The organism is Sedimentitalea nanhaiensis DSM 24252, assembly GCF_000473225.1.
Lineage (GTDB): Bacteria > Pseudomonadota > Alphaproteobacteria > Rhodobacterales > Rhodobacteraceae > Sedimentitalea > Sedimentitalea nanhaiensis.
Genome location: NZ_KI421509.1, coordinates 2930282 through 2942634, shown reverse-complemented (window position 1 = coordinate 2942634; position 12353 = coordinate 2930282). Strand labels below are relative to the sequence as shown.

Here is a 12353-nt window from a genome sequence, read left to right as displayed (position 1 = left end):
AAACGGCCCCATATTCGCCGCGCGGCACCGTTTGCACATAACGGCGCAACGCGTCACCGCGCCGCTTAGGCCGAAGGCTCCGGCGCAGCTTGCCGGGCTTGCGCATCCAGAGCTGGCACCAGGGACGAAGGCGCATGAAGCCGCCAAAAATCCGGCTCATATCGCGCAAAGGCGTGGCACCCCAGGGGCAGACGCCCCTCTGACAGGTCAAGCATTTCGGACGGGCAGGTTTCGAATGCGAACCGCAACGCGGTCCGCGGCGCAGGCAGGCGAAACTCCGGGACCAAGCGCGCCACCTGGCCGGTCCAGAACATGTCCTCGTTCAGCCCTCCGCGCTGAACCAGCAGCCGCCTGAACCCGAAGAGCGACGACAGAAAATTGAACCCGCCGATCAGACCGGCTTTTTCGGCGGCACGCACCCACCGCGCGCCGCGGACGATCACTATCCCGTCAAGAGCGTCGAGGGCCGCCCGGACATTGCGCAGCGATAACCCACCGTTCAGCGTTCCGAGAAATTTGAGCGGGTGTTTTGGTTCATGAAACCCTTCGAGCATCGGCGCTCCGACAAAGGCATATCGGCCATCCAGCCAGGGTTCCAGATTCGAATCCAGGATCAATGCATCGTGCTGGCAGATCAGAATATAAGAGCTGTCCGAGAAACGTTCGAAAAACGCACGGCTCGTCAAAAGATGGTTGTACCCCGGAATGCTGGCGAAATAGCAATCCTCAAAGGTCTCAATCGACATCTCGCTGGAGCCTTCGCCGCACAGCATTTCCCGCACACCGGACAAGAGCGCGCGTTGACCATGCCCTCCGACAAGAACCGCCGGATAACGTTTTAGAAGCGCCAGATTATGACGCATGACAGCAATCTCGGCCTCCGAGAAGCGGCGATAAACCGGGATCACGATTCGACAGGGCCGCTTGCTCATTTGCTCAATCTTTCCGCGCACATTTATCCAAGCCTCCGCATCCGAGACCGTATCGGCAAGCGGCCAAGCCACCCGTACCGCGCCGGATAGCGTATTGTCGAAGCCGGTTTTGCCAGAATTTCCCCTTCACGCCAAGCAAAAGCCCCGGCGCGGATGGCGTCCGGGGCTTTCACGATTGGTACACAACCGCAGCGCGGGCGGGTCAGTGCAGCTTGGCGTCGACCTGCACGATGGCGTCGTCGATCAGCTTGTTGCCGTCGGCGGCGGTCATCTGCTTGGCGATGACATCCTTGGCGGCGGCCACGGCGATAACGATCGCCTGATCACGCACGTCCTTGATGGCCGAGGCCTGGGCCGACGCGATCTGATCCTCGGCAGCGGCCAGACGGCGCGCGATCGAGACTTTCAGATCGTCCTGCGCCTTTTGCGCTGCCGCCTTGGCGTCTTCGCCAGCGGCCTTGACGATGCGGTCGGCCTGTTCCTGCACTTCTTTCTGCTTGCGCTCGTAAGACGCCAGAATGGTCTGGGCTTCCTCCCGCAGCGCACGGGCCTCGTCCAGTTCGGATCTGATGCCCTCGGCGCGCTTATCCAACATACCGTTCAGCAGGCCGGGCACCTTGAAATAGACCAGCACCCCCAGGAACAGAAGAAAGGCCAGCAACACCACAAAGTTGGTGTTGTGCAGCGATATGAACGGACCGCCGGCGGCAAAAGCGGGGCTTGCGACCCCGGTGGCCAGGACAAGGGCGAGTATCTTGCGCATGTCTCTTATCCTTTCAACCGGCTAGCGACGGCGGCATCCACCGCCTTGGCATCCACCGAACCACCCAGAACCGAAACCAGTTCGGCTGCGGTGTCTGTGGCCACGGCCTTGACGCTGTCCAGCGCCCCGGCGCGGATTTCCGCAATGGCCTTTTCGGATTCCGCCGATTTGGCGGCGATCTCGGCATCTGCCTTCTGGATGGCGACATCCAGTTCGGCCTGAATATCCGCCTTGGCCTTGGCGACGATTACCTGCGCCTCGGTCCGGGCATCGGCCAGCGCCTGATTATAGGCCGCTTCGGCCTCGACCGCCTTGGCCTTCAGGTCTTCGGCGGCGGCGATATCGTTGGTGATGGTGCCCTGGCGCTCGGCCAGAATGGCCGCAATACGCGGCAGCGCCACACGCGACAGCACCAGAAAGATCACGACCAGAGTGACCGCCAGCCAGAACATCTGGTTGGGGAACCAGTCAAAGCAGAGCTGCGGCATGCCGATGGCGCCGCCGTTCGCGTCGACACACATGCCGGCCTCTTCAAGCGCAAGAGGTTCGACGTGTTGGGCTGCTGTGGTTTCGGTTGCCATGTCGTTCTCCTTGGGAACTTAGCCTACACCGGGCGGCACGCCTCTGCGCACCGCCCGACCGTAAGGATGAAGCTTCCTAAGGTTTAGACGGCGAACATCAGCAGAAGCGCGACGAGGAACGAAAAGATCCCCAGCGCTTCCGAGAATGCGATACCGATGAACATGGTCGCCATCTGGCCGCCAGCCGCCGACGGGTTGCGCAGCGCGCCGGACAGGTAGTTGCCGACAACGTGACCCACACCGACAGCAGCTCCGCCCATACCGGTACAAGCCAGACCTGCGCCGATATATGCGCCCATTTGAACGATGTCACCTTCCATGATATTTCTCCTTACGATGGAATGAGTTGGTTTCGTTGGGCCCGCGAAATGCGACCCCGTGTTCTTTAGTGTTGCGGGTGCAATGCGTCCTTGAGATAGACACAAGTCAGGATTGCAAAAACATAGGCCTGGATGAACGACACCAGGATTTCCAGCGCATAGATCGCACTGATCGCCAGCACCGAGACCGGCGCGATGACGGCAAGCCCGGCAAAGGCGGCGAACACTTTCATCACCGCGTGTCCGGCCATCATGTTGCCCATCAGACGAATCGAGTGGCTGACCGGGCGCACGAAATACGAGATCACCTCGATCAGCGCCAGAATCGGACGCAGCACCAAGGGTGCCTGCTCGATCCAGAACAGCTTGAGGAAACTGACCCCGTGCAGGTAGAACCCCAGAACGGTGACGGTCAGGAACACCGCCAGCGCCATCACCACCGTGACGGCCAGATGGCTGGTCGTGGTGAACGAACCGGGGATCAGCCCCAGAAAGTTCGCACAGACGATGAACAGGAACAGCGTCATGATATAGGGGAAATACTTGATGCCATCCTTGCCGGTGACATCCTCGACCATCTTGTAGACGAAGCCATAGGCAAGTTCGGCAATGGACTGACCGCGGCCAGGCACGATGGCGCGTTTTCTGGTGCTCAGAACCATCAGCGCGATGATGGCCAGAACCGCCAGCGCCATCCACAGGGTGACGTTGGTCGGCGTGTACCAGGCAATCGGCCCGTCGCCAAACAGCGGCTTGACGATGAACTGATCCATCGGGTGAAAAACCAGACCGCTTTCCTCCGAAACGTGCTCTACACCCATCGATTCGCTTGCCAAGGTTCAGTCCCTCTCGTTCTTTTCGGCCTCGTCGGCCAGTTGTGTCGTCTGGATCTCGCGTGCGCTGCGCAGCATCGTCTTAATGCCCGCCGCCAGACCCAGCAATGTAAACGGGATCAGAAAGATCGGCAGCGTCCCGAACAGACGATCCAGCCCATATCCAATCCCAAAGCCGATCCCCAGACCGACCACAAGTTCAATCACCATGCGCCAGGCCAGATGCGCCTGCGAATAATGTTCGTCGGCGTGGGATTTGCTCGGGGCTTCCCCCTTGGCCGCGTCGATCCGGGCCTCCAGCCGCGCCAAACGCTGCTTTTGGTCCTCGTCGGTCACCGCGATATCCCTCACGCTTTGTCTGGCATGGTGCTAGTGCCTGCGGGCCACAGAGTCAATTGCCCGATCGGCTTCGCCGAACCGCACTCAACCAACTGTTTTAAATAAGTTTTCCAACCAGAACCACACCTCGGGAAAATCTGTCGCGGTCGGATTCCCCGCGCCGGGGCGCAAATCCCATATTCAACCATATGGTTGACGATCCCGCCCGCCTGCGGCTAGGGCAACACATGTCCGATACGCTGGAATCCGTTTTTGCCGCGCTTGCTGACCCGACCCGTCGGGCGATCCTGTCGATGTTGCTCGAAGACGACATGGCCGTGACCGACGTGGCCGAACCGTTCGACATGTCGCTGGCGGCGATCAGCAAACACCTGACCATCCTCACCCGCGCCGGGCTGATCAGCCAGGAAAAACGCGGTCGGGTGAAATGGTGCAAGCTCGAACCCGACGCCCTGCGCGGCGCCTCGGTCTGGATGCAGGGGTTCGGTCAGTTCGAGCCGGTGAACCTCGACGCCTTCGAGCGGTTTCTGGCAGCCGAACTGGACCACCGCGAAACCTGAACAACGCACGGTGGCCAAAGGCAGCGGTCACCGCTTTATCACCCGCTGCCGCCACACCTCATTCGGCTGCGGGAACGCCGCCTTCCACTGCTCCGAGTTGTCGACGATCGCCTGCGTGGCGCGCTCAGCCCTCATCCCGCAGCAACAGCAACAGCGCCACCACCGTCAGCGCGATCCCGATCAGGATCAGCCCGGTGGGCGCGCCCTTGCCCAGTGCGATCTCCCACAGGATCACCCAGCTGGGCGTGAGATAGGTATAGGCCATCACCTTGGCCGAGGGCAGCCGCAGCGCCGCGATCCGCACCAGCAGAAAGGTGCCGGCGGTGGCAAAGACCGACACATACACCAAGGTGATCCAGACAATGGCAGGCAGCTTGGCCCAGTCGGTGGCGCGGATCTCGGACCAGCCCACAACGGTCAGAATCAAAAAACCCGCCACCACCACGCCAAAGGTAAAGGCCGGGGCCGACTCGCCCCGGCTGAGGCGGCGCATCAACGCCGGATAAATCGCATGGGCAATGCAGCCGAAAAAGAAAATCGCCTCGCCCCGCCCGATTTCAAAGGCCCGCAACGCGCCCCAATCGGCGCGAAAGATCACCCACAGCGCCCCGATGGCCCCGATGCCCAGCGCCAGCACCATGCGCGGGGTCATGACCTGGCGCAGCAGAAACCAGCCGAACAGGCCCGCGATCACCGGGGTCAATGTGAACACGGCGGCGGCGCTGACCGGCGGCGCGGTCTTCAGCCCTTCGAACATGGTGACGAAATAGACCACATACAGCCCGCCCAGCACCAGATACCGCCACGGCGCGGCAAAGGTCGACCGGGGCAGCCCGTCGGCCCCCCAGGCCACCGCAGCCATGATCAGCGATGCAAGCCCGAACCGCACCGCCGTCAGCGCGGTCGGCGCGATTTCGTTGGCGACCAGCGATCCCAGCGAAAACGACCCCGCGACCAGCGCCGAAAACAGCAGCATCGACAGGTGGCCGACCGTCTGCGGCCTCACAACGCCCAATCTCACAGCGCCCAGTCCCCGGCGCGGGTCTTGAGATATTTGGTAAAGCTCTGCACCTTGGTGCTGCGGTGCAGGTCCACATGGGTCACCAGCCACAGGCTGGAGGACCAGTCCGGCTGCGGTGCCATCACCTGCACCAGATCGTCGCGCTGCGCCGCCATCCATTCCGGCAGAAACCCGATTCCGGCCCCCGCCATCACCGCATGTTCGTTCGCCATGCCGCTGCTGGCGCGAAAGGTGATCGCCTCGGGGGCAACCGTGGCGCGCAGCCAGCGAAAGAACGGCGCGCGATTGTTTTCATCGTCATGGCCGACAAAGCGATGTCCGGCAAACTCCTCGATACCATTGGGGATGCCATGGGCCTCGGCATAGTCCCTGCTGGCATAAAGCCCCGCGCGCAACGTCGTGAATGGCTGCACCACATTGTCCGGCTGCTCGGGCACCGACCCGGCGCGGATCGCCACGTGGGCCTCGCCATATTCCAGCCGGAACAGCCGGTCTCCGGTCAGGTACCGCACCATCAGATCGGGATGCGCGCGCTGAAAACCGGTCAGGACCGGTGCCAGCAGCGGCGACAGGCCGACCAGCGACGTCACCACCAGTTCGCCACTGACCGCGTCGCCCTGCCCCTTCAGCCGCCCGACCAGCTGGTTGAACTGATCGTCCGTCGCCTGCGCCACCCGCAACAGGTCGGCGCCTGCCTCGGTCGGCGTATATCCCCGCGCATGGCGCTGAAACAGCTTGACCCCCAGCCGCGCCTCGATGGCGTCGATATGGCGGATCACGGTGGCATGGTGCACGCCCAGTACCCCGGCCGCACCGCTCACGGTGCCCATCCGGGCAACATGAAAGGCCGTCCGCACTTCATCCCAGTTTTCCATTCGCCACCCCATGTGCAAATTTCAACATCACCCGTTTTTTTTCGCCCGTTGCGTTCAAATTTGCAAGGGCTAACTCTGCATCACATCACAGCCACCCTCCACAAGGACCAAACCGATGACACAGACCCTCTTGCATATCGACACCTCAGCCCGCCACCACGGCTCTGTCTCGCGCGATCTCAGCGCCCGTATCGTGGATCGCCTGTCGCCCGACCACCTGATCCACCGCGACCTGTCCCAGGCCCTGCCGCAGATCACCGAGGCCTGGGTCGGGGCCACCTTCACCCCCGACGACGTCCGCACCGATGCCCAGCGCGAGACCCTCGCCCTGTCCGATCGGCTGGTCGACGAACTAGCCGCCGCCGATACCATCGTGATTGGCACCCCGATGTACAATTTCGGTATTCCTGCCAGCCTCAAGGCCTGGGTCGACCTGATCGCCCGCGTCGGGCGCACCTTTGAATACACCGAAACCGGCCCGCGCGGGTTGCTGACCGGCAAGCGCGCGATCATCGCCATCGCCACCGGCGGTGCCGAAATCGGCTCGGACGCGGATTTCGCCTCGGGCTATCTGCGCTTTGTCCTGGGCTTCATGGGTGTCACAGATGTGCAGATCGTTGCCGCCGACCGGCTGAACGCGGACCAGGACGCCGCGCTTGACTCCGCCGCCGCACAGATCACCGCCCTGGCCGCCTGAGGCCGGGTCCGGCGTGGCTCGCTCGACCGGGCCACGCCGGCTGATCCACGTCACCGACCGGCTTGCTCTCTGTCCTGTTTCTGTCCCCCTCAGACCTCTGTCAAAACCGCCACCCCGGCACCGGACCCCGGGACCAAACGGCCCGCTCTGCGCGACATGCGAGAAAAAGCTTAGCAAGAATCACCCATCAAGTGCATAATCGCTCTTATTTAATTCAAAATTTTTGGAAGGAGCGGTTCATGGAAAACCGGCATTTGCAGATGTTGCTGGCCTCGTGCGGATTCTATCAAGGCGGCATCGACGGCGTGCTTGGCCCGATCACCCAGGCGGCGATACGCGCGGTAGAGGCCAAGCACAAAGACGCATACACCTTCGATCCCACCACCACCTTCGAGAAGCGTCGCGAAACCGCCGCTGTGCAGGCCTGTCTCAACGAACTCGGCTTTGACGCCGGCGATGTCGATGGCTGGCACGGTGTGAACACCGAAGAGGCGCTGAATGCCTATCTGTTCAAACAGATCAACGGGCACGAGGAAACGATCGACCGCACGCCCCTGCCCAGCCCCGCGGGGGGCGGAACGATTCCCAAACAGAACACCGTCGGCACGGTCTACGGCACCCCCGGCCCGGCCATCGAAGCGCAGCTGGTCCGGCTCGAATTTCCGTTCGACTTCCGGATCGACTGGAACCTGCGCCAGAAAACCAACAAGATCCGCGTCCACAAGGACTGCGCGCCACAGCTTGAAAAGGCGCTGACGGAAATCCGAAATCACTATGGCGAAGCCAGGTGGCGCGGCCTTGGCCTCGACCGCTACGCCGGGGCCTACAACCACCGCAAGATGCGCGGATCGAACAATTGGTCGATGCATGCCTACGGATGCGCCATAGACTTTTTCGCGGCACCGAACGGATTGCGCACCCGATGCCCGGGCGCGCTGTTCTGCGGTGCCGAATACAAGGATTTCCTCGACATCATGGAGGCCAACGAATGGCTTCCGGCGATCCGCCTGTGGGGCAAGGACGCGATGCATTTCCAGCGCGCGCGGCTCTGACCCCCATGAACTGACCCCTTGACTCGCCCCGGCAGGAGCGGCTAACCGCTGTTGCAATCGTCCGGAAGTGTCAGATCTTCCGGTCCCCTTCATGGGGATCGCCCTCCACCAGCGTGTTACGCCCGTGGGGGCGATTGCGCATTTAGTCGCCCCATCCCATGTTGGGGGCATCGGAAACCGGCACGGAGGCCACGCGGCCATGTTTGAAAACCTATCCGAACGCCTTTCAGGTGTTTTTGACCGGCTGACCAAGCAGGGGGCGCTGTCTGACGAGGATGTCAAAACCGCCCTGCGCGAGGTCCGCGTGGCCCTGCTCGAGGCCGACGTGTCGCTGCCGGTTGCCCGCGACTTCATCAAGAAAGTACAGGATCAGGCCACCGGACAGGCGGTGACCAAATCGGTCACCCCGGGCCAGCAGGTCGTCAAGATCGTGCACGATGCGCTGATCGACGTGCTGACCGGCGAAGGCGACCCCGGCAAGCTGAAAATCGACAATCCGCCCGCCCCGATCCTGATGGTCGGCCTGCAAGGCTCGGGTAAAACCACCACCACCGCCAAGCTGGCCAAGCGGATGAAAGACCGCGAAGGCAAGCGCGTGCTGATGGCGAGCCTCGACACCAACCGCCCCGCCGCGATGGAACAGCTGGCGATTCTGGGCAACCAGATCGGCGTCGACACCCTGCCCATCGTCAAGGGCGAAACCCCGGTACAGATCGCCAAACGCGCCAAGACCCAGGCCTCGCTTGGCGGTTATGACGTCTACATGCTGGACACTGCGGGGCGATTGCATATCGACGCCGAACTGATCCAGCAGGCCGCCGAGGTGCGCGACGTGGCGAACCCGCGCGAAACCCTGCTGGTCGTCGACGGGCTGACCGGGCAGGACGCGGTCAATGTCGCCACCGAGTTCGACGACAAGATCGGCGTCACCGGCGTGGTGCTGACCCGGATGGATGGCGACGGGCGCGGCGGTGCCGCCCTGTCGATGCGCGCGGTGACCGGCAAGCCGATCCGCTTTGTCGGCCTTGGCGAAAAGATGGATGCCATCGAGACGTTTGAGCCGGACCGCATCGCCGGGCGCATCCTGGGCATGGGCGATATCGTGTCGCTGGTCGAAAAGGCCCAGGAAACCATCGAGGCCGAACAGGCCGAAAAGATGATGAAGCGCATGATGAAGGGTCAGTTCAACATGAACGACCTGAAAATGCAGCTGGAACAGATGATCCAGATGGGCGGCATGCAGGGCATGATGGGCATGATGCCCGGCATGAAAAAGATGGCCAAACAGGTCGAAGACGCCGGGTTTGACGACAAGATCCTGAAACAGCAGATCGCCCTGGTTCAGTCGATGACCAAAAAGGAACGCGCCAACCCGCAGATCCTGCAGGCCAGCCGCAAGAAACGCATCGCCGCCGGTGCCGGCATGCAGGTGTCTGACCTCAACAAGCTGCTCAAGATGCACCGCCAGATGGGCGACATGATGAAGAAGATGGGCAAGATGGGCAAAGGCGGCATGCTCAAACAGGCGATGAAGGGCATGTTCGGCAAGGGCGGCATGCCCGCCGACATGGACCCGGCCGCACTCGAGGCGGCGGCCAAGCAGATGGGCGGCAAGATGCCCGGCGGCCTGCCCGGCCTTGGCGGCGGCATGGGCCTGCCCCCCGGCCTGTCGGGTTTCGGGAAAAAGAAATAAACCGTTATGGTCTCGCCCGTCACCCTCCCCTGCCCCGGCGCATCGATCGCCGCCGCCGCGCACATGGCGCTGCCGGTTCTTGAAACCGAACGGCTGGTCCTGCGCGCACCGCTGCTGGGGGATTTCGACCTGTTCGCGCGGCTGTTTTCCGCGCCCTCGGCGAAATTTCTCGGCGACGCCCCCGACGAGGATGCGATCTGGGCGCAGTTCACCAACTATGCCGCCGGATGGGTGCTCCGGGGCGATGGAATGTTCACCGTTCTTCGCAACGACAGGTCAGTGGGTTTTGTCTTTGCCGGGGTCGAACCCGGCGATCAGGCCATCGAACTGGGTTTTTTCATTGCCCCCGAGGCCCAGCGCCAGGGGTTTGCCTTTGAAGCCGCGCAAGCCGCTTTGACCCATCTGCGCAGCCTCGGACCGGAACAGATCGTCAGCTATGTCGCACCCGCCAACGCTGCCAGCCAGGCGCTGGTGACCAGACTGGGCGGCAAGCCAACCGGCACGCTCGACGGAGCATTGGTGTTCACCTACCCGCTCGATGACGACGGCAGCATGGACGCATACGCATGAGCACCGTCACCATCCCCACACTTGAAACCAAGCGTCTGATCCTGCGCGGCCCCGAACCCGACGATTATCCGGATTTCAAGGCCACCTTCACCAGCTATCGCGCCCGCTTCATGGGCGGGCCGCTGAATGCCTATGAAAGCTGGATGCTCTATGCCGCCGAAATCGGCCATTGGGCGATCCGCGGCTTTGGCATGTGGATGATCCACGACCGCCACAGCGACCATACCTATGGCATGGCCGGGGGCTGGAAACCGGCGAAATGGCCCGAGGCCGAACTCGCCTGGGTGATCTGGCCCGACGCCGCCGGGCGCGGCATCGCGCTCGAGGCCACCCATGCCGCGCGGCGCTATCTGTACCACGTGCTGGGCTGGGACACCGCCGTCAGCTATCTCGACCCCAAGAACCTCGACAGCATCCGGCTGGCCGAACGTCTGGGCGCGGTCAGGGACCGCGAGGCCGCCACCATCGACGGCAGCGACACGGCCTATCGCCACCCCGCCCCCGCGCGGCTGGACGGCACGCAGCTGGCGCATGGCATCGAGATGGAAATCGGCCATTACCAGGATCCGCTGTTCAAACCGAAAGGCTGGGCCATTGACTGATCTGTTTCGCGCCCGGTCGCCATACCTCGCGTATGTACGCGACATGTACAGGGTATGTACGCCTGCCATACGGGCGTTCGCCCCGGTTTTTCCGCCCAAAGGAGCCGCCGATGTCTGACCCCGTCGCCCGCGCCGCGGCGCTGCTCAAAGAGCACCGCCAAAGCATCGATCGTCTGGATGCGATCCTCGTCTATACTCTGGGCGAGCGGTTCAAGCACACTCAGGCGGTTGGCAAGCTCAAAGCCGAACACGACCTTCCCCCGTCCGATCCGACCCGCGAAGCGGCCCAGATCGCACGTCTCGAAGACCTGGCGAAACAGGCCGATCTGGACCCCGAATTCGCCAAGGCTTTCCTGAATTTCATCATTCAGGAAGTCATACACCACCACGAAAAACACCAATCGTAACAAAGACCTGGCCGGAACATACCCCGCGCCGAAAACGCCATTCAAAGGAGAAACACCAATGGCCATGAAAATCCGTCTCGCCCGTGGCGGCAGCAAGAAACGCCCGTTTTATCGCATCGTCGCCGCCGACTCGCGCATGCCGCGCGATGGCCGCTTCATCGAAAAGCTGGGCACCTACAACCCGCTGCTGCCCAAAGACAGCGAAGACCGCGTGAAAATGGATATCGAGCGCATTCAGTACTGGCTGGGCCAGGGCGCCCAGCCCACCGACCGCATCGCCCGTATGCTGGAAGCCGCTGGAGCCAAAGAAAAAACCGAGCGCAACAACCCGAAAAAAGGCACCCCCGGCGACAAGGCCAAAGCCCGCGCCGAAGAGAAAGCGGAAAAGGCAGCTGCCGCGTCCGCTCCTGCCGGGGAACCCGCAGAGTAAATGGCGGAACCTGTTGAAACGCCCGGGTTTTCCCGGGCGTTTCGCGACGACTTGGTCAGGCTGATGGCCTGGCGCCGGGACATTCGCCGGTTCCATCGCGATCCGGTGGATCAAACCGTGCTGGACGCCTGCCTGGCCACCATGGCGCTGGCCCCTTCGGTCGGGCTCAGCGAACCATGGCGCATCGTGCGCCTGTCCTCGCAACACGCCCGTGATCGCGCTCTGAAGAACTTTCAGGCGGCAAACGCCGACGCGCTCAAAGGCTATTCTGGCAAGGATGCGCGAATCTATTCCGAGCTCAAGCTTTCGGGCATGGTGGACGCTCCGGTGCAACTGGCGATCTTCTGCGATGACGGCACCCGGAAGGGCCGCAATCTTGGCACCAACACAATGCCGGAAATGCGCCGTTATTCAGTGGTTTGCGCGATTCAGCAATTTTGGCTGGCGGCACGGGCAAATGACATCGGGGTCGGCTGGGTCTCGATCATCGACCCCGTTCAGTTGGCCACGGATCTTGACGTGCCACAGGACTGGACTTTGATCGCCTATCTCTGCGTCGGGCATTCCCAGGAGGTGTCGGACATCCCCGAACTGGCGCGCGCGGGCTGGGAAACCCGGGCTGGTGCGCCCGAATGCGTTATCCGTTGATCAGGGGTAGAACCACGTCATGTTCCGGCT

At 62.6% G+C, this 12353-nt stretch carries 17 protein-coding genes; 9 read left to right on the top strand and 8 right to left on the bottom strand.

Annotated elements, in window-relative coordinates:
- Window positions 1–65 precede the first annotated feature (65 nt).
- From NANH_RS0116340 to NANH_RS0116315, 6 genes are all read right to left on the bottom strand, one after another.
- A complete protein-coding gene (locus tag NANH_RS0116340; RefSeq protein WP_027263003.1) occupies window positions 66–932 on the bottom strand; it encodes a DUF5672 family protein in 867 nt (288 codons plus the stop codon).
- A gap of 202 nt (window positions 933–1134) precedes the next feature.
- Window positions 1135–1695: a F0F1 ATP synthase subunit B gene (locus tag NANH_RS0116335; protein ID WP_027263002.1), complete on the bottom strand. Its 561-nt coding sequence runs from the start codon at window positions 1693–1695 to the stop codon at window positions 1135–1137.
- Window positions 1696–1700: 5 nt separating this feature from the next.
- Window positions 1701–2276, bottom strand: a complete 576-nt coding sequence (locus tag NANH_RS0116330) for a F0F1 ATP synthase subunit B' (protein WP_027263001.1) — start codon at window positions 2274–2276, stop codon at window positions 1701–1703.
- 83 nt (window positions 2277–2359) lie between these two features.
- Window positions 2360–2596: a F0F1 ATP synthase subunit C gene (locus NANH_RS0116325; protein WP_027263000.1), complete on the bottom strand. Its 237-nt coding sequence runs from the start codon at window positions 2594–2596 to the stop codon at window positions 2360–2362.
- A gap of 65 nt (window positions 2597–2661) precedes the next feature.
- The gene (locus NANH_RS0116320; RefSeq protein ID WP_027262999.1) at window positions 2662–3417 is read right to left on the bottom strand and encodes a F0F1 ATP synthase subunit A; all 756 of its coding nucleotides are present in this window, start codon (window positions 3415–3417) and stop codon (window positions 2662–2664) included.
- 18 nt (window positions 3418–3435) lie between these two features.
- Window positions 3436–3765 carry an AtpZ/AtpI family protein gene (locus NANH_RS0116315; protein WP_027262998.1) on the bottom strand — a complete coding sequence of 110 codons (330 nt, stop codon included), beginning with the start codon at window positions 3763–3765 and terminating at the stop codon, window positions 3436–3438.
- 230 nt (window positions 3766–3995) lie between these two features.
- Here NANH_RS0116315 and NANH_RS0116310 point away from each other — a divergent pair, with 230 nt between their 5' ends.
- Window positions 3996–4328 (top strand): ArsR/SmtB family transcription factor, encoded by a 333-nt coding sequence (locus tag NANH_RS0116310; RefSeq protein ID WP_027262997.1) that lies wholly within the window; start codon window positions 3996–3998, stop codon window positions 4326–4328.
- A gap of 124 nt (window positions 4329–4452) precedes the next feature.
- Here NANH_RS0116310 and NANH_RS0116300 read toward each other — a convergent pair whose 3' ends face one another.
- Complete coding sequence (locus NANH_RS0116300; RefSeq protein ID WP_027262996.1) at window positions 4453–5334, bottom strand: DMT family transporter; 882 nt, start codon at window positions 5332–5334, stop codon at window positions 4453–4455.
- 11 nt (window positions 5335–5345) lie between these two features.
- Window positions 5346–6224: a LysR family transcriptional regulator gene (locus tag NANH_RS0116295; RefSeq protein ID WP_027262995.1), complete on the bottom strand. Its 879-nt coding sequence runs from the start codon at window positions 6222–6224 to the stop codon at window positions 5346–5348.
- Between the two features lie 115 nt (window positions 6225–6339).
- Here NANH_RS0116295 and NANH_RS0116290 point away from each other — a divergent pair, with 115 nt between their 5' ends.
- The 8 genes from NANH_RS0116290 (at window position 6340) to bluB (ending at window position 12323) form a co-directional block, all read left to right on the top strand.
- On the top strand, window positions 6340–6921 hold the full coding sequence (locus NANH_RS0116290) for an FMN-dependent NADH-azoreductase (protein ID WP_027262994.1): 582 nt from the start codon (window positions 6340–6342) through the stop codon (window positions 6919–6921).
- A 239-nt stretch (window positions 6922–7160) separates the two neighbouring features.
- Entirely contained in the window at window positions 7161–7973 is an 813-nt protein-coding gene (locus tag NANH_RS0116285) for a peptidoglycan-binding protein (RefSeq protein WP_027262993.1), read from the top strand.
- 199 nt (window positions 7974–8172) lie between these two features.
- Window positions 8173–9666 carry a signal recognition particle protein gene (gene ffh / locus NANH_RS0116280; protein ID WP_027262992.1) on the top strand — a complete coding sequence of 498 codons (1494 nt, stop codon included), beginning with the start codon at window positions 8173–8175 and terminating at the stop codon, window positions 9664–9666.
- 6 nt (window positions 9667–9672) lie between these two features.
- Entirely contained in the window at window positions 9673–10236 is a 564-nt protein-coding gene (locus tag NANH_RS0116275) for a GNAT family N-acetyltransferase (RefSeq protein WP_027262991.1), read from the top strand.
- Window positions 10233–10838: a GNAT family N-acetyltransferase gene (locus tag NANH_RS0116270; protein ID WP_027262990.1), complete on the top strand. Its 606-nt coding sequence runs from the start codon at window positions 10233–10235 to the stop codon at window positions 10836–10838. The genes NANH_RS0116275 and NANH_RS0116270 overlap by 4 nt, the downstream gene beginning before the upstream one ends.
- Window positions 10839–10948: 110 nt before the next feature.
- Entirely contained in the window at window positions 10949–11245 is a 297-nt protein-coding gene (locus tag NANH_RS0116265; protein ID WP_027262989.1) for a chorismate mutase, read from the top strand.
- A 58-nt stretch (window positions 11246–11303) separates the two neighbouring features.
- Entirely contained in the window at window positions 11304–11675 is a 372-nt protein-coding gene (rpsP, locus tag NANH_RS0116260; RefSeq protein ID WP_027262988.1) for a 30S ribosomal protein S16, read from the top strand.
- Window positions 11676–12323, top strand: a complete 648-nt coding sequence (gene bluB, locus NANH_RS0116255; RefSeq protein WP_027262987.1) for a 5,6-dimethylbenzimidazole synthase — start codon at window positions 11676–11678, stop codon at window positions 12321–12323.
- Window positions 12324–12353: the final 30 nt, after the last annotated feature.